At 68.1% G+C, this 19,148-nt stretch carries 19 protein-coding genes, 2 tRNA genes and 5 pseudogenes; 14 read left to right on the top strand and 12 right to left on the bottom strand.

Translation table 11 applies throughout. The annotated features are described in order from the left end of the window. Positions 1-113 precede the first annotated feature (113 nt). Positions 114-851, top strand: a complete 738-nt coding sequence (locus LG278_RS11355) for a 2-oxo acid dehydrogenase subunit E2 (protein WP_404387062.1) — start codon at positions 114-116, stop codon at positions 849-851. Positions 852-862: 11 nt separating this feature from the next. Here the strand turns inward: LG278_RS11355 and LG278_RS11360 are convergent, their stop codons facing one another. Then, positions 863-1,525 (bottom strand): maleylpyruvate isomerase family mycothiol-dependent enzyme, encoded by a 663-nt coding sequence (locus LG278_RS11360; RefSeq protein ID WP_404387063.1) that lies wholly within the window; start codon positions 1,523-1,525, stop codon positions 863-865. A 180-nt stretch (positions 1,526-1,705) separates the two neighbouring features. Next, a tRNA-Val gene (locus LG278_RS11365) sits at positions 1,706-1,779 on the bottom strand. 247 nt (positions 1,780-2,026) lie between these two features. Here LG278_RS11365 and LG278_RS11370 point away from each other — a divergent pair. The 6 genes from LG278_RS11370 to LG278_RS11395 all read left to right on the top strand — a co-directional run bounded on the left by LG278_RS11370 (position 2,027) and on the right by LG278_RS11395 (position 5,587). Beyond that, the gene (locus LG278_RS11370; protein WP_404387064.1) at positions 2,027-2,209 is read left to right on the top strand and encodes a histidine phosphatase family protein; all 183 of its coding nucleotides are present in this window, start codon (positions 2,027-2,029) and stop codon (positions 2,207-2,209) included. Next, positions 2,187-2,705, top strand: a complete 519-nt coding sequence (locus LG278_RS11375) for a histidine phosphatase family protein (protein WP_404387065.1) — start codon at positions 2,187-2,189, stop codon at positions 2,703-2,705. Before LG278_RS11370 ends, LG278_RS11375 begins: the two co-directional genes overlap by 23 nt. Beyond that, complete coding sequence (locus LG278_RS11380; RefSeq protein WP_404387066.1) at positions 2,677-3,063, top strand: NAD(P)H-hydrate dehydratase; 387 nt, start codon at positions 2,677-2,679, stop codon at positions 3,061-3,063. The genes LG278_RS11375 and LG278_RS11380 overlap by 29 nt, the downstream gene beginning before the upstream one ends. 5 nt (positions 3,064-3,068) lie before the next feature. Beyond that, positions 3,069-3,422, top strand: a complete 354-nt coding sequence (locus tag LG278_RS11385) for an NAD(P)H-hydrate dehydratase (RefSeq protein ID WP_404387067.1) — start codon at positions 3,069-3,071, stop codon at positions 3,420-3,422. A 601-nt stretch (positions 3,423-4,023) separates the two neighbouring features. Further along, positions 4,024-4,683 (top strand): hypothetical protein, encoded by a 660-nt coding sequence (locus LG278_RS11390; protein ID WP_404387068.1) that lies wholly within the window; start codon positions 4,024-4,026, stop codon positions 4,681-4,683. Between the two features lie 160 nt (positions 4,684-4,843). Next, entirely contained in the window at positions 4,844-5,587 is a 744-nt protein-coding gene (locus LG278_RS11395; RefSeq protein WP_404387069.1) for an ANTAR domain-containing response regulator, read from the top strand. A gap of 111 nt (positions 5,588-5,698) precedes the next feature. Here the strand turns inward: LG278_RS11395 and LG278_RS11400 are convergent. The 3 genes and pseudogenes from LG278_RS11400 to LG278_RS11410 form a co-directional block, all read right to left on the bottom strand. After that, positions 5,699-5,782 (bottom strand): annotated as a pseudogene (locus LG278_RS11400) (ANTAR domain-containing protein); the annotation flags it as partial. Positions 5,783-6,140: 358 nt separating this feature from the next. Beyond that, the gene (locus tag LG278_RS11405) at positions 6,141-6,926 is read right to left on the bottom strand and encodes an SRPBCC family protein (protein ID WP_404387070.1); all 786 of its coding nucleotides are present in this window, start codon (positions 6,924-6,926) and stop codon (positions 6,141-6,143) included. 190 nt (positions 6,927-7,116) lie between these two features. Continuing rightward, positions 7,117-9,021 carry a glycoside hydrolase family 15 protein gene (locus LG278_RS11410; protein WP_404387071.1) on the bottom strand — a complete coding sequence of 635 codons (1,905 nt, stop codon included), beginning with the start codon at positions 9,019-9,021 and terminating at the stop codon, positions 7,117-7,119. Positions 9,022-9,184: 163 nt separating this feature from the next. Between LG278_RS11410 and LG278_RS11415 the strand changes: the two genes are divergently transcribed. After that, positions 9,185-10,237, top strand: coding sequence for a glucose 1-dehydrogenase (locus LG278_RS11415; protein WP_404387072.1), 1,053 nt, complete (start codon positions 9,185-9,187; stop codon positions 10,235-10,237). Positions 10,238-10,574: 337 nt separating this feature from the next. Here the strand turns inward: LG278_RS11415 and LG278_RS11420 are convergent, their stop codons facing one another. Continuing rightward, positions 10,575-10,925 carry an ANTAR domain-containing protein gene (locus tag LG278_RS11420; RefSeq protein WP_404387073.1) on the bottom strand — a complete coding sequence of 117 codons (351 nt, stop codon included), beginning with the start codon at positions 10,923-10,925 and terminating at the stop codon, positions 10,575-10,577. 247 nt (positions 10,926-11,172) lie between these two features. Here LG278_RS11420 and LG278_RS11425 point away from each other — a divergent pair. Both LG278_RS11425 and LG278_RS11430 read left to right on the top strand, forming a co-directional pair. Then, a pseudogene (locus LG278_RS11425) lies at positions 11,173-11,310 on the top strand (helix-turn-helix domain-containing protein); the annotation flags it as partial. 204 nt (positions 11,311-11,514) lie between these two features. After that, positions 11,515-11,910: pseudogene (locus tag LG278_RS11430) on the top strand (ATP-binding protein). Here the strand turns inward: LG278_RS11430 and LG278_RS11435 are convergent. The 3 genes and pseudogenes from LG278_RS11435 to istA form a co-directional block, all read right to left on the bottom strand. Then, complete coding sequence (locus LG278_RS11435) at positions 11,795-12,412, bottom strand: ATP-binding protein (protein WP_404393625.1); 618 nt, start codon at positions 12,410-12,412, stop codon at positions 11,795-11,797. The pseudogene LG278_RS11430 and the gene LG278_RS11435 overlap by 116 nt on opposite strands. A gap of 60 nt (positions 12,413-12,472) precedes the next feature. Next, positions 12,473-12,634, bottom strand: a complete 162-nt coding sequence (locus LG278_RS11440; RefSeq protein ID WP_404387074.1) for a hypothetical protein — start codon at positions 12,632-12,634, stop codon at positions 12,473-12,475. Positions 12,635-12,745: 111 nt separating this feature from the next. Beyond that, a pseudogene (gene istA / locus LG278_RS11445) lies at positions 12,746-14,169 on the bottom strand (IS21 family transposase); the annotation flags it as partial. Between the two features lie 167 nt (positions 14,170-14,336). Between istA and LG278_RS11450 the strand changes: the two are divergent. From LG278_RS11450 to LG278_RS11465, 4 genes and pseudogenes are all read left to right on the top strand, one after another. Next, positions 14,337-14,637 (top strand): annotated as a pseudogene (locus LG278_RS11450) (ATP-binding protein); the annotation flags it as partial. Positions 14,638-15,874: 1,237 nt separating this feature from the next. After that, complete coding sequence (locus LG278_RS11455; protein ID WP_404387075.1) at positions 15,875-16,333, top strand: hypothetical protein; 459 nt, start codon at positions 15,875-15,877, stop codon at positions 16,331-16,333. Positions 16,334-16,553: 220 nt separating this feature from the next. Further along, positions 16,554-17,027 carry a GNAT family N-acetyltransferase gene (locus LG278_RS11460; protein ID WP_404387076.1) on the top strand — a complete coding sequence of 158 codons (474 nt, stop codon included), beginning with the start codon at positions 16,554-16,556 and terminating at the stop codon, positions 17,025-17,027. A gap of 45 nt (positions 17,028-17,072) precedes the next feature. Beyond that, positions 17,073-17,477, top strand: a complete 405-nt coding sequence (locus LG278_RS11465) for a nuclear transport factor 2 family protein (RefSeq protein ID WP_404387077.1) — start codon at positions 17,073-17,075, stop codon at positions 17,475-17,477. Here the strand turns inward: LG278_RS11465 and LG278_RS11470 are convergent. The 3 genes from LG278_RS11470 to LG278_RS11480 all read right to left on the bottom strand — a co-directional run bounded on the left by LG278_RS11470 (position 17,444) and on the right by LG278_RS11480 (position 19,139). Next, a complete protein-coding gene (locus LG278_RS11470) occupies positions 17,444-17,737 on the bottom strand; it encodes a transposase (protein WP_404393627.1) in 294 nt (97 codons plus the stop codon). The two genes, LG278_RS11465 and LG278_RS11470, sit on opposite strands and share 34 nt — an antisense overlap. A 186-nt stretch (positions 17,738-17,923) precedes the next feature. Then, positions 17,924-18,463: a transposase gene (locus tag LG278_RS11475; RefSeq protein WP_404387078.1), complete on the bottom strand. Its 540-nt coding sequence runs from the start codon at positions 18,461-18,463 to the stop codon at positions 17,924-17,926. A 599-nt stretch (positions 18,464-19,062) separates the two neighbouring features. Then, positions 19,063-19,139 (bottom strand) — tRNA-Val (locus tag LG278_RS11480). Positions 19,140-19,148 lie beyond the last annotated feature (9 nt).

Here is a 19,148-nt window from a genome sequence, read left to right on the forward strand (position 1 = left end):
GGAGGCCGGACATGGGCAGCCGAGTGAGTCGGGCAGGCTACGTGGTCCGCCCTATCCCCCGCGAGCGCCAGCCCGTGCTGGACCGCCTGAGCAGCGCCAGCCGACGATTCCACGTGCACGCTCTCGTGGAGCTCGACGTGACGAGGGCTGCCGAGCAGATCCGGCTGGCACAGCCTTCGGTGACGTGGACCGGTTTCGTGATCGCCACCGTGGCCCGGGCGGTCGCGCAGCACCCAGAGGTGAACGCGCGCAAGGCGGGCAACCGGCTGCTCCTCTTCGACCGTGTCGACATCGGCGCCACCGTGGAGCGGTCGGTCGACGGACACGCCGTTCTCGACATCGCGATGATCCCGGCAGCCGACGCCACGTCGTGCGCCGACATCACGGCGCAGCTGGGGCACTCCAAGCACGGCCCCGCGCCGACGCACCGGGAGGGCCGGCTGACCGCGGCCCTCGTGCGGCTGCCCGGGCCGATACGCCGTACCGCCTTCCGGATGGCCGCGACGAGGCCCAGCGTCTCGGCCACGTTCGGGCCTGCGATCGGGGTCACCTCCATCGGGATGTTCACCCACGGCTGGGGATGGGCCATCCCCGTCGCCCCACTCACCCTCATCGTCACCGTCGGCAGCGTCGTCGACCGGCCGGCCGTGCACGACGGGCAGATCGTGTCCCGGCCCATGCTGCCGCTGACGTTGAGCTTCGACCACGCCGTCATCGACGGCGCCCCCGCCGCGCGCTTCACAGAGACGCTCCGCACCCTGACCGAGACGGCCACCGTGCTCGACCGCCACCCGGTCGCCGCCACACGGCTGAGTGGGCCGGCCAGATCGCCTGTCGTGCCGTCACGGTAGGTGGTGAGCCCCTAGCCGGCGGCCTGCTGCGCGATCCGCGCGTAGAGCTCGACCGCGCCGGGCCCGCTCAGCTCGTCGTCGTCCACGGGGCGGCCAGTCAGCGCCCGGAGCAGCGCTGAGCTCGAGCCCGCCACCTCAGGGCCCTCGCCATGCTGCCATCCGACGTCGTCGGCGACGAGGTGCAGTCCCCGAGCCGTCGCCTTCGGGTTCCGACCGAAGGCCAGGGCCTGCGGGATCCCCAGCCCGACGTAGGTCGTCAGGGCGCGCCGGGTGGGCTCCGGTGGGGCGAGTCGCTCGCGTCCGAGGGGCCGGCGGATGTCGAGGTTGTGGCACAGGAAGTCCGCGAGCACGTCCTGGGGACGGGTGACCGGGGTGTGCGAGCGGGCGTCCTCCACGTCGCGGAGACGTCCGACGATGGCCTCCGGGCCACGCCGGGCCCACTCCCGGGCCAGCCGGGCATTGGTCCGGTTGGCCCGGAAGCGGTCTCGGGCCAGCTCCCGGAACAGGGTGCGGAGCGGCATCGTGTTGGTGAACGCGAGGTGGGCGGCCACCTCCTGGACGGTCCACTCGCCGCAGAGCGACGGCGTCCTCCACTCGTCCGGGGACAGTCCGCTCAGGAAGTCACCGAGGGCCAGGCGTTCGGCGTCGACGAGATCCCAGGCGTCATCTCCCACCCTCGCGAGTGTCCTCCGCGGACAGCCGGGGGGACAAGACCTGACGGGCCCTGCGCGCCGGGCCCTGCGCTACCACTCCCCGCGCCCGCCCTCGTCCGAGTGGGGCTGCGGTCGCACTTCCCCGCCGCGGCAGCCTGTCGGGGGCCAAACGGCGCAGGGATGGCGCTCATGGGTGTTCGGTGGACGTGAAGGAACTCGAACCCCTGACCTCTCGCGTGTGAAGCGAGCGCTCTAACCAACTGAGCTACACGTCCGGGCGCCCCAGCCGTGCGGCTGATCGGGCGCAAGCCCGCTCGGCGCAAGCCGACAGCACCGTCGCGGATGGGCACGCGGACACATGGGGCTCCAGACGAGAGGTGCGTGATGCAGCAGATGGGACCCACCGCTGAGGTGGCGGAGCTGGTGCTGGTCCGGCACGGGCAGAGTGCGGGCAACGTCGCCGACGCGTAAGCCCGCCGCCAGGGACTGGGGCGGCTCGAGCTGGCCACGCGAGACGCGGACATGCCGCTCTCGTCCAGTGGCGAGCACCAGGCACGCGCCGTCGGCCGTCACCTCGGCGACCTCGACGCACGTCAACGGCCGGAGGTGGTGCTCACCTCTCCGTATGTGCGGGCCGCCCGCACCGCAGCCCTCGCCGTGGAGGGTCTGGGGGTCGGAGGCCGTGTCCGACGAGCGCCTGCGTGAGCGCGACCTCGGCGCCTTCGACGGTCTGACCGGGACCGGCATCCGCGAGAGCTACCCCGAGGAGTCCCTGCGCCGCTCGACGACCGGCAAGTTCTACTACCGACCTCCGGGTGGGGAGAGCTGGACGGATGTGGCGCTTCGGATCCGCCAGTTCCTCACCGAGCTGCGTCAGGCGCACGGCGGTCAGAGGGTCTGGATCTTCACCCACCAGGCCGTCATGATGAGCTTCCGGTTCGTGCTCGAGCGGCTGGACGAGCGTCTGCTCCTCGAGATCGACCGTTCGGAGGCGCTGCCCAACTGCTCCTTCACGCGCTACACCCGTGAGAGGGGAGGCGCCCTCCGCCTAGAGACTATCGGAGCGACGTCGCACCTGGCATCGCTCGACGCCCCGACGACGCGCCATGAGCCTCGACACAGTCCCGGTGACAGCACGAAGGACACCCCGTCCGATGGCTGGCTCAGCTCCAGTGACCCTGAGCCCCGAGCTGCTGCGTGAGTGGTCGCTCCCCCGGCTCGACGGCGACAAGCACGCGCGCGGGACGGTGGTCATCGCGGGTGCCTGCAGGCAGACTCCGGGGGCCGTGCTCCTCGCGGCCGAGGCCGCTCTGCGCCTCGGGGCGGGCAAGGTGCAGATCGCCACGACGGCATCGACAGCCGCCCTCGTGGCGGTCGCCCTGCCCGAGGGATACGTCGAGGCGCTGCCCGAGTCCCGGGGTGGTGACCTCCTGCCGTCCTGCGCCGGTCGCATCCTCGACCTGGTCGCCGACGCCGACGCCGTCCTCATGGGACCCGGCATCTCCGACCCCCTCGCGAGCTCCTTTCTCCTCGGGGAGGTCGTTCCCCACGTCGACTGACCCTGGTGCTCGACGCGCTGGCGACTGCCTACCACACCCCTGACCTGCGACGCGTGGCGCACCTGTCGGGCCGCGCGCTGATCACGCCCAACCTCACCGAGCTTGCAGCCATGCTCGCGATCGACCGGACGACGTCCGACAGGACCCGGAGTGCGCCGTCAGGACGCTCGCCCACAAGACGGGGGCCACGGGTGCTCGGCGGAGGCGAGACGTCCGTTGTCGCCTCCCTCGACGGGCGGTGTTGGGTCACGACGGCCTGGCCGCCGGGCCTGGCAACCGCCGGGTCCGGTGACGTCAAGGCGGGGGCGGTCGTCGCGCTGTGCGCTCGAGGCGCCGCGATCGAGCAGGCGGCCGCGTAGGCGGCGCACTGCCACGGTGTCGCCGGCGATCGACTGGCTCGGCGCTGCCCCGGCTTCCTGGCCCGCAACGTCGTGCAGGATCTACCCTCGGCTGTGGCCGCGATGGAGCGGGCGTGAGCGTTTGAAGCCGGCCGACTTGGGAACAGGGGATGCAGCGGTCGACCAACAAGGCAGTCACGTGGGGAGCAGCCAGTTCGTGGATGAGCACGCTGGGTAGTGCGACGCACCTCCACCGGTCGTGGCCGCCCTCTCCTGCTCCACCGTCCCCTGCACGGGTCCCGGCACACCGTGATGTCTCGCGGTATGCCGCACGGTCGACCTCCCGGGTCCCGCAGGCGAGCGCTCGTCACGGGAGCGTCCAGCGGCCTAGGTCGGGCCACGGTGATTCAACTGCCCCAGCTGGCGCAAGCCGACTCACGTGGTCGCGCCGCGCGTTCCTGCTGGTTGAAGACCGGCGGCGCTGGCTTCAGCGTCTCACGGGCGACCGGCCCTGTCCTCGAGTTCGCCGTCGTCGAGCTCGAATGGCCCGCTCACACCGGTGATTTCGGGGTAGGAGGAGGCTGTGGAACCGATCCCTGAAACCCGGGCGGCACTGCATCAGTTGTCGCAGCACCAGGACGAGGACGTCGAGGCGCAGATGTTGCAGCTGGCCGACGACGCACGACACCTCGTGCCGAGCCTCGTCGGAATGAGTCTCACTCAGATCAGCGAGGGGGTGACCTTGACCTACGTCTCAGCACCCGACGTAGCTGGCACGCTCGATGCCCTGCAGTACGTCGACGCCGGCCCGTGCGAGGCCGCGATCCAGCGGGGTGAGCACGTTGCGGTGGACCACAGCGAGCTGCTCGACGAGGGTCGCTGGCAGTTGTTCGCGCAGGCCGGTGCCGCCACGGGTGTCCTCAGCACCCTGTCTCTGCCCATCTTCGGTGGGTCCATGGTCACTGGAGGGGTGAACCTCTACGGAGGCCGCAGTGACTCCTTCGCCGGCCATCACGAGGCCTTGGCGGAGCTGTTCGGGGCATGGGCGGCTGGTGCGATCAGCAATGCCGACCTCTCCTTCAGCTCACGCCTCGAAGCCGTCAAGGCGCCGGCCCGCATCGAGGACGCCAACACGGTCAGCACCGCCATCGGTGTCCTCAGTGAGACCCACCACGTGAGCTTCGAGGAGGCAGAGCACAACCTCCGCCAGGCAGCTGCCCGAGCAGGGGTTCCCGTCGTCTCGCTTGCGCTTTTCATCGTCCACCCTCCCCACTCCCCGTGATGGTGGCGGACTCGCGACCACGAATCCGGACGGGTGGAGTGGCGTCGGATGGGTACGGGAAGACGGGCCGGCGTCACGTGGTCCGGTCGCGGAGACAGCGACTCCGAGCTCTTCCAGAACGCTGACCTCGCCTGAACGGTGCCATACCGACGGGAGCCTCATGAACGAGACGGAAACCAAGGCCCACATCCCCGGCCACCTGCGTCGGGTTGCGGACGACTTCGAACGTCTGGGCCAGCAGCTCCTGCACTCTTCGGAGGCCAATCCCTTCGACGCAGTCACCCAGCTCGCCGTGGACCGCATTCCCCATGCGGCGGCGGCGAGCATCACGACGCTGAAGCGCGATCAGTTCGTCACGTCAGCAGCAACCGACGATGTCGCACGACGAGCCGATGCCATCCAGTACGCCCTGGGCTCGGGTCCGTGCATCGATGCCATCGTCGACCATGCGATCTACAACCCCAAGGACCTCGCATCGGACGACCGCTGGCCGGAGTACGGGCATCGCGTGCAGGCCGAGCTCGGCCTGAACAGCATGCTGTCCTACCGGATGAACCTCGAGTTCGCCGGAGTGATCGCAGGACTCAACCTCTACGGACGCGCCACGGACGCCTTCGACGAGCACGACCTCGCTGAGGGGCTCCTTCTGACCACCCACGCCGCGCAGGTCGTGTCGGCCGCCCATCTTCGCGACCGAGCGGAGAACCTCGAGAGAGCGCTGTCGTCCAACCGGGACATCGGCACGGCCGTCGGGGTGCTCATGGGCCAGCACAAGCTGACACGTGATCAGGCGTTCGATCTCCTGCGAATCGCCAGCCAGAACACCAACCGCAAGGTGCGAGACGTGGCCCTCGACGTCATCGACACCGGCGACGTGGACGTCACTCCGCACCAGCGACGTTAGGCGCGGTCCCTGGTCGCCCTCCAAGCTGACGAGCGGCAGTTCGCCCGTGCTGACCAGGTTCCTGGCCACGTGGCGCAGCTTGACGTTCCCGGTCTGCGACACGCGCCTGAGGTAGTTGAAGGCCGCCTCCGGAGACAACCCGAAGCGCTCCATCAGCACGCCAACCGCCTGGCCGATCTGCTGACGGGTCAGCATGGCGACCTCGAGCTGATCCGCTCTACGGGCGAACGCCAACGTGGCGGCAGACTGAGCCGCCAATCCCTGTGCGAACTCCAGCACACGAGTGGTCAAGGTCACGGGTACTCCTCACGGGCGGGCGTCCCTCTACGCTTGAAGGTGCCTCACGCGACTCCTGGCATGGTCACTGCCGAGTGCCAAAGGGTCGCGTGCCCGAATCGGTCTGACGCTGCACCGGAAAGTCTGCGCGCAGTGACTTCCCAGCTGGCCCGTCATCGCGTCGCAGGGCGGGACGTTCCACCGGCACGACCGAGCGTGCCCACCCCTGACGGGATGGGCACGCTGTCGGATCAGCACAGCCGCGAGTCGACGCGACTCAGCCGTTGGTGTCTCCGTCGCGGCTGCTCTCGGGGGCACCCAAGGGCACGTCCGAGGCTCCGGCCATGATCTCCTCATCGGTCAGCATGCGGATGTCACCGCCGCGATCCTCACCAGGATCTGTGTCATGTTCGACAACGGTGTCGTCGGTCCTCTCGGAGGTGTGCTCGTCCGACGTGGTGCCGGAGCCACCGGCTGCGGCTGCTGCCGCCGCTGCCGCAGCAGCGACGCCGACTCCTGCTGCCACGACCTTTCCTGACACTCCAGCCTTGCCGGAGTCACCACGTGACGCGGCGGCCTCGGCGACTCCCGGCGTGCCGACGCCGGCGGACTGCCCAACGGACCCGCGCCACGCTCCGGTGGCGTAGCGCTCGGACTCGATGAACTCCTTGAACCTCTCGAGGTCTCGCTCCGCCTGGTTCTCGACGACGTTGAGCTTGTCACCGACCTTTTCCACGATGCCCTCCGGCTCGAATTCGAGCGTCAGGGTGACCGAGGTCTGGCCGCCCCCCACGTCCTCGAACGTCACTGCGCCGGCGTTGGTCGCGCCCTCTGTGGCCGCCCAGGCGACCTTGCGGTCGGGCACCTGCTCGAGGATGCGCGCCTGCCACTGCCGCCGCACCCCAGCGATCTCGGCCACCCATTCCAGGCGGTCGTCGCTGAGCTGCTCGACGCGCTGCACACCACCCATGAACTGTGGGAAGTCCTCGAACTGGGTCCACTGGTTGTAGGCCCGGCTCACCGGCACATTCACCAGGACGGTCTTCTCGACTTGCGTACTCACGCGCTCTCCTTCTGCTCGTCACTGAGCGGCGGCTCTCACGTACCGCCTGTTGCTGTCCCTCCCCCCTGCCCACATTTCCTCGGGTTGAACCACCCGTGCAGATCTGATGACGACGCAGGTGCCGTTGCCTGAACGGCATCACCAGTCGGCCTACGAGCGACGAGCTCGTCAGTCGGCACGTGCGACGGTCTCAGGCCTGTTCCCGCTCAGCGGCGGTCTCCGAGGCGATGACGTGCAACACCGCGTTGATCAGGGCCAGGTGGGTGAAGGCTTGGGGGAAGTTGCCCAGGTGCCGACCTGTGTGGGTGTCGATCTCCTCGGCGTACAGGTCAAGGGGCCCAGCGAACGACAGCAACTTGGCGCAGAGCTCATGTGCCCGTCTCGTCTCCCCGATCTCGCACAGGGCCGACACCAGCCAGAACGAGCAGATGGTGAAAGTGCCCTCGTCACCGGTGAACCCGTCGTCCGTCTCCTCCACGCGATAGCGCAGCACGAGCCCGTCGACAGTCAGCTCATCAGCGATCGCGAGGACCGTCGCCCGGATCCGTGGATCGTCCGGTGGCAGGAACCGGACCAGTGGCGCCAGAAGGAGTGAGGCATCGAGCGCCGTCGTCCCGTAGTGCTGTGTCAGGACACCTCGCTCGTCCACGCCGTGCTCGAGGATGTCGGCCTTGATCTCGTCTGCCGCCAGGCTCCACTGGGCTGCCTCGGCATCCTGGCCGATCATCGACGCCAGTCGAGCACCACGATCGGCTGCCACCCAGCACATGATCTTGGAGGACGTGAAGTGCTGCAGCTCGCCACGAACCTCCCAGATGCCCGCGTCCGGTTCTCTCCAGTGCTTGAGCGCGGCTTCGACCTGCTTCCCCAGGATGGGCCAGATGCGCCCATCGAGGTGGTCAGCCACCTTCGAGTGGAGATAGACGGAGTCGAGAAGCGCACCCCAGACGTCGTGCTGCACCTGGCCGTGCGCAGCGTTCCCGATACGCACAGGTTGCGAACCGGCATACCCGGGCAGGTGGTCGAGCGTGGACTCGGGAAGGTCGCGCTCCCCCCCGATCCCGTACATGATCTGCAGATCGTCGTCGCGCTCGGCGACGTCGGCGATGAACGAGAAGAAGTCGACGGCCTCCCAGTCGAAGCCGAGCGAGTACATCCCCCATAGCGCGAACGTCGCGTCTCGGATCCACGTGTAGCGATAGTCGTAGTTGCGCGCGCCGCCGATCGTCTCCGGCAGCGACGTCGTCGCGGCTGCCGCTATCGCCCCCGTCGGTGCGTACGTCAGTCCCTTGAGGGTAAGCGCGCTGCGCTGGAGGTAGCTGCGCCATGGATGGTCGGGGAAGCGGCCTCGAGCCAGCCAGTGCTGCCAGTGGTGCGCCGTCCACTCGAGCCGGTCATGGGCTTCTGCGCTTGTCAGCGGTGGTGCCGGCTCGTCCCACGAGAGGGCGACGAAGCGCTCATCACCCGCCTTGAGGAGGGTGCGAGCGGTGGCCTGCCCGCCCTCGAATCCCAGTCGCAGGTCGGTGGTGAGGGTGAGGGAGGCGCCGAACCCGTCGGCTCGTGCACGGCCCTGACGGTAGCCGAGATCCGTGTAGTCCCACGTCATGGGCGTGGTCCCGTAGTCGAGGATCGGCTCGCACTCCATCACGGTCTGCACCTCACCCGACACGCACCGGATCGTGCGGAGGAGAGTGTGCTCCGCGTCGTAGTCCATCGGCGTCCGCCGGTGCTTGCGCGACACCTCGCCCTCGTGGTGCCACGGCCCGATCAGCAGAACATCTCGCACGATGATCCACCCCGTGGGCGTGCCCCAGCTCGTCTCGAGGACCATCGTGCCCGGCAGGTATCGCCGCGCCGTCGGCACACTCACATCCGACGGTCCGAGCCGAAACCGACCTGCGTGCCTTCCGAGCAGTGCTCCGAAGACACTGGGCGAGTCAAGGCGCGGCAGGCACATCCAGTCGATGTCACCGCCCGGCGCCACTAGTGCCGTCACCTCCCCGTCAGAGAGGAAGCCGTAGTTGGCGATCGGCACCGTCCGTGTATGAGCGGACCCCGGGGACCCTTGAGGCGATGAGCTCTCCGAACCGTCCATTACCTCAGGCTGCCCTCGCGTGAGGTTGGACGCAAGGGGCTTCGTCCGTCGCCACGTCCGTCGCCTCGCCGCTTTCAGCGCCGGTGATCCAGCCGATTCCTTCACCGTGTCTCCAGGGTGATTCGTCCAGCCGGGAGGAAGTCTCTCGTGACACCCTCGTGCGATGAAGGCAGTCACTGTGCAGCCGGGCGTCTCGGGATCGGTGCGCTACGAGGAGGTGCCCGAGCCGGAGGAGGGCGCCGGGTCGGTGCTCGTGGAGAGCGTCGCGGTGGGGATCTGCGGGACCGACGTCGAGATCGCCTCGGGGGCCTACGGTTGGGCCCCACCAGGCCGCGACCGCCTCGTGCTCGGGCACGAGTCCCTGGGCCGGGTCCTCGACCCCGGGCCCGCATCCGGGCTGCAGGCCGGAGACCTCGTCGCGGGCATCGTCCGGCGCCCCGACCCCGTCCCGTGCAGCAACTGCGCGGTGGGCGAGTGGGACATGTGCCGCAACGGGCAGTACACGGAGCGGGGCATCAAGCAGCTCGACGGCTTCATGTCGGAGCGATGGCGGATCGAGCCGGGCTTCGTCACAAAGCTCGACCCGTCGCTCGGCCTGCTTGGCGTGCTGCTCGAGCCGACCACCGTCGTGGCCAAGGCCTGGGAGATGGTCGCTGCGATGCGGGCACGCGCGTTCTGGGAGCCCCGGACCGCGCTCGTCACCGGCGCGGGACCGATCGGCATGCTCGCCGCACTCCTCGGTGTGCAGCACGGCCTGGAGGTCCACGTGCTCGACCGCGTCACGGAGGGCCCCAAGCCCGAGCTGGTGCGCGACCTCGGCGCGACCTACCACTCGGGCAGGGTGGCCGACCTGGGCTTCGCTCCCGACGTGATCGTGGAGTGCACGGGTGTGGGCCCGGTGATCGTCGACTCCATCCGCAAGGTGGGACCCGGTGGGGTGGTCTGCCTCACCGGGGTGGGGAGCGGGGGGCGGCCGGGGGACGTGTCCCCCGCGGACCTGGGTCGCGAGGTCGTCCTGGAGAACAACGTGATCATCGGCTCCGTCAACGCCAACCGCCGACACTTCTATCGCGGCGCCCAAGCGCTAGCCGCAGCCGACCGGGACTGGCTCGCGCGTCTCATCACCCGCCGGGTGCCGCCGGAAGACGTGGCTCATGCCCTCGACCGCGGACCCGACGACATCAAGGTCGTCGTCAACTTCGACCCCGCGGAGTGAGCCGCTCATCCTGGCGGAGCGGACAGCAGTCGTCGTCAGTCGGTGGACCTCAAGGGACTCGAACCTCATTTCGAGTTTGTGCCGCGGCATCTCTCATCGCGTCCCGGACAGCAGAAACACTGTCGGGAAAGGCCCCGGCCAGGTTCGAAGCGGGGGATGCCATCAGCACCGCCATCGGCGTCCTCAGTTCAGACCACCCGGTCAGCACAGAGCAGGCCGATGCAGACCTTCGGCAGGCCGCAGCAGGCGCAGGTGTCCCCGTCGTCGCAATAGCGCTGTTCATCGCCTTCCCCTCCGGCTCCCTGACGACTGTCGCCTCCGAGGCGTCAGGTGCTCATCAAAGGCGGGAGGGCAGCGCGCCGGTGGCGAGCACCTCCCGAGCCAAGGCATACAGCTTGCGGTTCAGGTGCTGACTGGTGCGCCGAAGCAGCTCGAACGCCTCGTCCTGGGGCACCTTGTGGAAGGCCATGAGAACCCCGACCGCCGCACCGATGTCGCGGCTGTGCTCCAACGCTCGTTTGAGGTTAGCTGCTTCGGTGTCGGCCTCATCGAGCCGCTCGAGCATCTCGAGAATGAACGTCTCTGTCTCCGTGAGAGATCCGTCATCTCGCTTATCGACCGGATGCTCTGTGATGACCCGGGTAATCGCCTGCACGGGGTCGGTCTTGTGGTGCTGGTTCGCCTGCATCGTGCCGCTCCTACAACGGTCAACCTGCGGCGCCGGCCGTCTGCTGGACCGGCTGAACAGCGACAGGATAGCCACGTACCGGGACCTCCGAAAGAGCCCACCGCAGCGTTGTTCTGGCGCTCACGACGTCATGCGGGTGCGACGCGCCAGGGAGTTGTCGACGACGCCTGATAACTGACCCGTATCGACGGTCGAATTTGACCCCCTGCAGAGACCCTGTCCTCAGCTTCGAGGCAGGAAGGCAGGAGTGTTGTCAGTGGAGGACTGGGCAGAGATCCGCAGGTTGCACCGGGCTGAGGGGATGCCGATCAAGGTGATCGCCAGGACGTTGGGCGTCGCCCGGAACACGGTGCGTGCGGCGCTGGCCGCGGACGGGCCGCCGAGGTAGGCGCGGACACGGCGGGGTCGGCGCCCCGTCCCCGACCCTGCCACCGCTGATCAGGTCGAGGTCCGCTCCCTCGGCACCTACGACGCCGCGTTCGGCCTCGACGGGCTGGCGGACGAGCCCACGGCGGCGAAGGACGGATCCGCCGCCCGGTTCCCGGCCCGCAAGTCCCTCAAGGACTTCGACTACGACCACGCCCGCGGCCTGAAACGAGAGACCATCGCCCACCTGGGCACCCTCGACTTCATAGTCGCCAAGGACAACGTCGTGCTGCTCGGCCCGCCCGGCACCGGCTAGGCCCACCTCGCGACCGGACTCGCGGTCCGGGCCTGCCAAGCCGGCGACCGGGTCCAGTTCGCCACCGCCTCACAGTGGGTCGACAGGCTCGCCGAGGCCCACCACACCGGCAGACTGCAGGACGAGCTGCGCCGCCTCGTCCGATACCCCGTCCTGGTCATCAACGACGTCGGCTACGTCCCGTTTGTCAATAGCCAAGTTGAGGTCCCCGCTGGTGGCCAAGTAGAAGTCTCCATTCCTCGCGTTGATCAGCTCGTGGTGGGGCGCCCTCCTGTCCGGGTTCTGGCCTCGCGCATGCGGTAGGACTGGCCGCTGGTGACCACGGTGGGGCGTGGTGCAGGAGCCGGTCCAGCATGCTGACGGCGGTGGTGTGCTCGGACAGGAACCGGCCCCAGTCCTCGAAGGACCAGTGCGAGGCGATCCCGAGGGCTCGGCGCTCGTACGCGGCGGCGACGAGCCGGAACAGCAGCTGGGCGCCTGTGTCGTCCAGCGGGGCGAAGCCGACCTCGTCGACCAGGAGCAGGTCGTAGCGGAGCAGTGCCTCGATGGTCTTGCCGACGGTGTTGTCGGCGAGGCCCCGATAGAGCGTTTCGATGAGGTCGGCCGCGGTCAGGTACTTGAGCATGTGGCCGGCGGTGACGGCGGCGTGCCCGAGCGCGATCAGGGTGTGGGACTTGCCGGTGCCGGCCGGGCCGATCAGGGCGAGGTTCTCCTTCGCGGCGATCCACTCGAGGCTGGTCAGGTATGACCAGGTCGGGGCCGGGATCGAGGAGGCGTGCAGGTCGAACTCCTCGATGGTCTTCAGGACGGGGAACCCGGCGGCTTTGAGCCGGGCTCGCTGGTTGGAGGCGTCGCGGGCGGCGACCTAAGCCTCGATCAGGGTGCGCAGGACCTCCTCGGGGGTCCAGCGTTGGGTCTTCGCGGTCACGAGCAGCTCGGGGGCGAGCTCGCGGATGGTGGCGAGCTTGAGGCGGCGCAGTCCCGCAGCGAGGTCCGCGGGCAGCGGGGGCGCAGCTTTGGCGGTCATGACGACACCACTGCGTTCACGCCGACCGGGCCGATCGCGCTGCCGGGTTGATCCGAATCCGTCGTGGTATCAATGCGGTTCGTGGTCGCTCGGGTGGGGGCGTACTCGGTCAGGGACCGGCTGCGGGGTGCCGGCCCCGGCCGCGAGGATGGACCGCACGTCGGCGGCGCGCCATCGGCGGAACGCGACGGCCCGCTCGAGGGCTGCGGTGAACGCGTCGGAGCCATGTGCGGCGGCGAGGGTGTTCAGCTCGGCCAGCTCGGGCCCGAGGCGGGTGTGTCCGGCCGCGCAGGCGCCGGCGATGAACGCCTCAGCGACCGGACCCAACGCGCAGAAGGTCTTCTCCGCAACGGTTTTCGGTCGGATCGCGCGCCGTGGAGCGGGCCTTGCGCCGCCGTAGTGCTCGTCCAGGATGAAGGCCTCCCCGGGACCGACCAGGCCGTGCTCGGCGTACACGAGCCCGGTGGCCGAATCGAAGATGACCAGCCTCGACCCGGTCACCTCCACAGCCACGCTCACCCCGACCAGCGCGTTCGGGACGGAGTAGCGGCCCGACCCGATCCGGATCGTGCTCAGCTTGTCGACCTTCCGGACGGTCGGCGCGGGTCCGATCCAGGTGGGAGCGAGGGCAGGTCGGTGAGCAGCTCCCGCTCGGTGACCAGCCGCTGCGCCGGGACCACGGCGACCTCACTGTGGACGGCTGCGTTGACCTCCTCGCACCACGCTCGCGCGCGCTTGTTCGCGCCGGCCAGGTCGCCCAGCACCGCTGCTCCGGCGGCCGGGTTCAGGCCGCGGCCTCGAGCAGCAGAGGAGTGAGGAAGTCGTCCTTGCCGTACCCGACGAGGGCCTCGACGATGCCCTCGGACTCCGGGTCCGCAGCCTCGCAGAAGTCCGGCCGGAACCGGTAGTGCGTCGCGAACCGCACGTAATCGCCCGTGGGGACAACACGATTCGCGACGACGCCACCCTTGAGGCAGCCCATCCGGTCCGCGAGCACGACCCTCGGCACCCCACCGAGGACCTCGAAACACTCCGCAAGCAGCGCCAACGTCGTGGCCGCCTTCTCATCCGCCGCGACCCGCCCGAACCGGAACCTCGACCACGCCAACACGGCGCAGAACACGTGGACGCCGGCAATCACACCCCAGTCGATGACCAGGTGCTCACCCGGGGGCCCACACCGCCGGACGGCGACCCCGGCCATGATCACGACGCCACTAGCTCTTCTCCTGCGCGACGAGACGCCGGAAGTTGCGGTCCGACCCGGCATACCCCGCCGCGCGGGCCTTCGGCAGCAACCGCTTCGCGCTGATCCGCCCGCTCGTGCTCTCCACCGCTTGCGCGACCAGATCACGCACCGCCTCGAAGTTCGACGGCCGCGGTTCCCGCACCGGCCGCGCCACGCCGGCCTCTTCCCGCTCGATGACCCGCCTGACCGTCCTGTGCGTGGTCCCGCAGATCGCTGCGGCGCCACGGTAAGTGCCCACCTGGTGGTAGGCCGAGATGATGTTCATTCGTTCCCTCGCAGACATCACAATGGAGCCCTCCTGGGCGGTGACGTGGCTGGCTAGACACCGCCACCTCACCGCCCAGGGCTTCACGCTCCGGATCGACACGACGAGCGAGGAATGGGGACTTCTACTCGGCCATCACCGGGGACCTCCACCTGGCCGCCAGTGGGGACTTTTCATGGCCACGGACACCGTTCGAACCCGAAGCCGCGAACCTCTTCTTCCAGCTCGTCTCCTCCCGCTACGAACGAGCCAGCCTCATCGTCACCAGCAACAAGACCTTCGCCGCTGGGGCGAGGTCTTCGGCGACGACACCGTGGCCGCCGCGATGATCGACCGGCTCGTCCACCACGCCGAGGTCATCGCCCTTAAGGGCGACTCCTACGGCTCAAGGACCTCGGCCGCGTCCCCGCGGCCGTCACCGAAAGAACTAGAACCCCAGGGGGTCAACATTCAACCGACGACTGGGGGTCAGATTTCCGCCGCCGTTGACAAGGTCCGGCCGGCAGGGACCAACTAGACGTCGCCGCAGGGTCGCTGATCACGACGGGATCTGCGGCTCCACCACAGCCTCGGCGGCTGCGAGCTGACCCGCGGTTGATGGCGAACTATGCCTCAAGATCACAAGCTGAGATGACTGGGCACCACTTGTTGGCTACGCCCTGCCCTTCCGCCCCCGTCCCAGCATGCTGAGCACGGCTTCGGCTCGGCATGCGCTGCTGGTGACCTCCAGCACTCTTGCCACATCGCGTGCCACTGTGCGCTCGGAGAGGCCCATCTGACGCGCGATCGTTGCATCGGTACGGCCGAGGCACATGGACCGTGCGACCGCGAGTTGACGAGCCCTCAGCGGAGGCGCACAGCCTGGCTCGAGGGCTGGTCGCGATTCCGCGAGCATGGCCGCGGCGAAGTCGAGCGCTTGTCGGAGGAGATCCCCAGAGGTGGTGAGCCATGCTGTGGTTTCCCCCTCGGGTGTATCAGGCCCAGACAGCACAGCCGCTCGCTGATCAATGATGATTGCACGATAATTGACTGGCCCAAGCCGGACCTCGGGGGCGAATGAAGTGAGCAGGGGGAAGAACCGCAACGTCCGGGGATGGGTGATGTACTGCGTCCGGACGCCTCGACGGAGCGATCGTGCCGTTAACTCATAGGCAGGATCCTCTGGATCAAACAAGAGGCCAGGGTTGATGTTCAGAACGGACCGCTTGGTCCGGCGTTCGAGGTCGGACAAGCGACTCATGACGTTTGCCTGGCCAACACCTAGCAGGGACATTCCTGAGGGGAGGGACCGAGACTCCACGACCTCGAGGACGCGGTTGGACAGCGAGAAACCAAGGTCGCGGGCGGTCGGCCGACCGAGTTCAGGATGCTGGCTGAGGTCCAACACGTCTCCCTTCCGCGACCTTGGTCATCCGCTTGCAGGCGCCGAGCCCATCCCTAGCATGTCAGCGAGTCCCTTCGCCAAGAGTATGGCGAGAATTCGCCACACCACTGGCCGACACGGGCCCCGAGCGCCATGCTTCGAATCGTTCCTGGCTTTCTCGCCGCGGCCCGGCCCGCATGCGTAGTACTGCGTTGCGACTGCGCGGACCCCACCGTTGTGGCGAACGGAGCCTTCCACTCATGTGCCACCTCGTAGCACGGTGGATCCATGAATACTTTCTTGGGGACAAGGGTTCCTCGAGGCGCTCGAGAGGGGCAACTGAGCATGGCTCGACTTGGAAGGGTGATCGCAGCAGCGGCCGCACTGGCGCTGTTGGCGGCGTATCCGGCGTCGGCATCCTCGCGGAAATCCACGTACATCTCGTGGCATACCAATGGGACACCGGCAATCCGGGCTGACCTGTCCGTGACGTGGCTCGACAACGACGAAGTCAACGACATGGACCTGACGGTCAGGGACTACAAGTGCGATGACCGCGGCGGTTACGCAACGTTGAGTCTCCAGATCAGGACGGGCTTCGGGGACACCGGCAACACCGGCACGATCGGGTCCCGGCTCAATTCCGGTGGGTGTGGTTCAACGGTGACTCAGCGTGACAGGTCGTATGGGACCTCTTGGTATACGGCGGACGTATCGCAGATCTACTCCGCGAAGTTGACGCTGTGCATCAACGGCGGTTCCTGCTACTACCAGTTCATCGACAACCCGTACAACGACGACCCTGCCTCAAGCAACGGCTGAGAGGCCGACAGATCGCCGGTGCTTCCGTCCGGGAGCGTGGCGTGCTCATGCCGTCTCGGAAACCTCGACGAGCAGGTGGCGGTCCGGCCGTTGCGGCGGATCGGAGCGCCACCTCGAGGCCCTGATCGCGGTGCAGCAAGAGGGTGCGTCTGCTGGCCTTGGGCACATCTTTCCTCCGGAAACGCATCCGTTCCCCCGTCAGCCAGTTCCTGACCGGTGGATGCGCGAATTCGATGACCCCGGCATTGACTGCTTCGTCATCAAAGACGCCGGAAGGGTGGCCGGGTTCGCCGCGACGAGAGCTGATGAGCTGCTTCACTTCGGTACGGCTGTCTCAACCTGGGGCACTGGCCTTGCAGACCTCGCACATGGCGAACTCCTAGATCACCTACGGGCGAGAGAGCACCAGAACGTCCGGCTTCGAGTGTTCGATGAGAACACGCGCGCTATCCGCTTCGACGTCCGGCGCGGATGGCTCCGAACCGACGTCACCACGCACAGCACCTTCCCGCCGTATCCGACTCTTCGACGCTACGAGCGGCGGCTCACCTGGCGTCCGGAACTGCCGCGGACGGGACGTCCGATCTTGCCGCTCCTCGTACGTCCAGCCGATGGGCGCTGGTGTTCCGAGGCGCGCACCGTTGGTCCAACGATCGTTTATGAGGCAACGAGGCCGCGGTCAGCGCGACTTTGACCATAAGCAGCTACCGAGTCGGTCAGCGCTGCTTGAATCGAGCTCATGCCCGACGATGTCGCCCTTATCCTGGCGTGGATCGAGGCGAGCCAGCGCGCCCGGAACTCGCAGCGGCCCCAAGACTTCGAGGCCCTGCGCCACTTCCTCGCCGACGACGTCGAAGTGAAGCTGGCCAGCGCGTGGACGGACTCGCCCTGGCGGATCGCGTACACGAGCGCCGACCAAATGGTCGAGCGGCTCGGTGCACCCATCAACCAAGGATCCGTGCTGAGGACCGAGAACACGAACGTGGTCCAGGCTGGCAAGGACGTCCTGGTCGAGCAACTGTCCACCATTACCCGCGACGGAACCTCCTACGTCAGCACGGTTTGCCACATCTTCACCGTCGAGGACGGCCGGATCAAGCGCTTGCGCACCTACCGCAATGACCATGGCATCCCCACAGGCTGAGACCTGAATGGCCCCTGCGGACGCAGACGACGCGGGTGGCGGCGCAATAGCACTCTTAACGCCCGGATCTTCCGGTCGAAGTAGGCGCGGCCCACGGTCGCGGTGCGCAGCTGCACGGTGGCCATGATGTGCAGCACCAGGTTGAACTTACGGTTACCGCCACGAGAGAGCCGATGCCGCACATGCTCGCCGGAGGAGGCGTCGATCGGGGCGGTCCCGGTCCAGGACGCGAAGTGGCTACGGTCCGGGAACCGGGACAGGTCGCCCGACCTCGACCAGCAGCCGCCGCCGCACCCGAGGGCCCGATGCCGTACAGGAACAGCGAGCTCCCGGTCGCGGTGACGAGCTCTTTCAGCTCCTTGTCCGCGGCCTTCTTCCGCGCATAGATCCGCTCCAGGTCAGCGACGAGCTCCGCGGCGACGCGTTTGCGGGTGTTGCCGACCCCATCACGCGGCCGGACCGCGGCGCGGATGGTCTTGGCTTGGGCTGCGGAGAGGTGCTTCTTCGCAGCCACCGGGAAGCATCTCCAACAGGATCCGGTGCAGCTGGCTGATCTTGCGGGTGTGCTCCTCGCCGATCGAGCGGCGCCGGTCCACCAGCAGCTGCAGCACCTCGAGCTGGGCATCGGACACGACCGGACGCAGCCCCGCCATCCGGGTGCCGACCAGCGCGACGGAGTGCGCGGCGGTCGAGTCGGTCTTGCGGCCCTGCCCGGTCGCGAACACCCGCGCCCGGGCGGACAGCTTCGCCGGCACGTCCACGATGTCCTGCCCATCCGCGAGGAGCCGGTCCGCGATGTGCCGGCCGATGCCCTCACAGCCCTCGATGACCCAGACCCGGTCTCGCCACGCCGCGACCTGCTCAAGCATCGCGGTGTAGCCCTCGACGCTCGTGTCGAACCGGCCGCCGTCCACGACGCTCTCCTCGGCGAGCATCACCTCGATTGTCAGGCTGCGTTTGTGCGGGTACATCCCGATCAGACCCACGGGACCTGCTCCTCCATAACGTCCTCCGTTGCCTCGAACCGATTCACTGGTTGGGCGTGGAGGCACCGCTACTTAGAGGAGAGCAATCCCTTCTCGAGCCTCTCCTGCCCGGCGGTGCCCGGGCGGCGCAGTCCAGTTGACAGCCACACGATCATCGTGGGCAGCCGCGGATGAGAGCGACGACCGGCACCTAGACCCGAGCCTGCGCAGGCACCGGTCCTATCGTCAATGAAACAAGTAGACCCGGTCCGTGAAGCGTTCCTGCCTGGCGGTGGGTAGCTGATCGACTGCTGGATTCCAGCGAACACACAGGTCGACGTGACCGTCAGGCCTCGGGACCTCGGCGCGTCCGGTGGACTCGCACGTCAGGCGTTGGGCCGGAAAGCCTCACGAGCCTATCCAATGAGCGCCGGCGCCTTCCGCAGGCCGCAAGCAGCCCTCGGTGGTGAACCGGCCTCAACGCCCGACCCATGAGCGCAGGCGCTCATGATCACAAACTGTGGACGGGTTTGCCGCGTCATCCGACACGTACCCAACACGCGCCGTGTCGCATAGAAGCAGTCGGAGTCCATTTCCGCAGGTCAAGTGCCATTTGTGGCTGGTGGACGTGAAGGGACTCGAACCCCTGACCTCTCGCGTGTGAAGCGAGCGCTCTAACCAACTGAGCTACACGTCCGGGCGCCCC

The sequence above is a fragment of the Humibacillus xanthopallidus genome, from assembly GCF_044793955.1.
GTDB classification, from domain to species: domain Bacteria; phylum Actinomycetota; class Actinomycetes; order Actinomycetales; family Dermatophilaceae; genus Humibacillus; species Humibacillus xanthopallidus_C.

Bases quoted from the DNA above. Each gene is read 5' to 3' on its own strand.
- LG278_RS11370 (WP_404387064.1), top strand. From the start codon at position 2,027: ATGCCGCTCTCGTCCAGTGGCGAGCACCAGGCACGCGCCGTCGGCCGT.
- LG278_RS11395 (WP_404387069.1), top strand. From the start codon at position 4,844: ATGAACGAGACGGAAACCAAGGCCCACATCCCCGGCCACCTGCGTCGG.
- LG278_RS11420 (WP_404387073.1), bottom strand. From the start codon at position 10,925: ATGCAGGCGAACCAGCACCACAAGACCGACCCCGTGCAGGCGATTACC.
- LG278_RS11465 (WP_404387077.1), top strand. From the start codon at position 17,073: ATGCCCGACGATGTCGCCCTTATCCTGGCGTGGATCGAGGCGAGCCAG.
- LG278_RS11460 (WP_404387076.1), top strand. From the start codon at position 16,554: ATGCGCGAATTCGATGACCCCGGCATTGACTGCTTCGTCATCAAAGAC.
- LG278_RS11410 (WP_404387071.1), bottom strand. From the start codon at position 9,021: ATGGACGGTTCGGAGAGCTCATCGCCTCAAGGGTCCCCGGGGTCCGCT.
- LG278_RS11440 (WP_404387074.1), bottom strand. From the start codon at position 12,634: ATGACCGCCAAAGCTGCGCCCCCGCTGCCCGCGGACCTCGCTGCGGGA.
- LG278_RS11415 (WP_404387072.1), top strand. From the start codon at position 9,185: ATGAAGGCAGTCACTGTGCAGCCGGGCGTCTCGGGATCGGTGCGCTAC.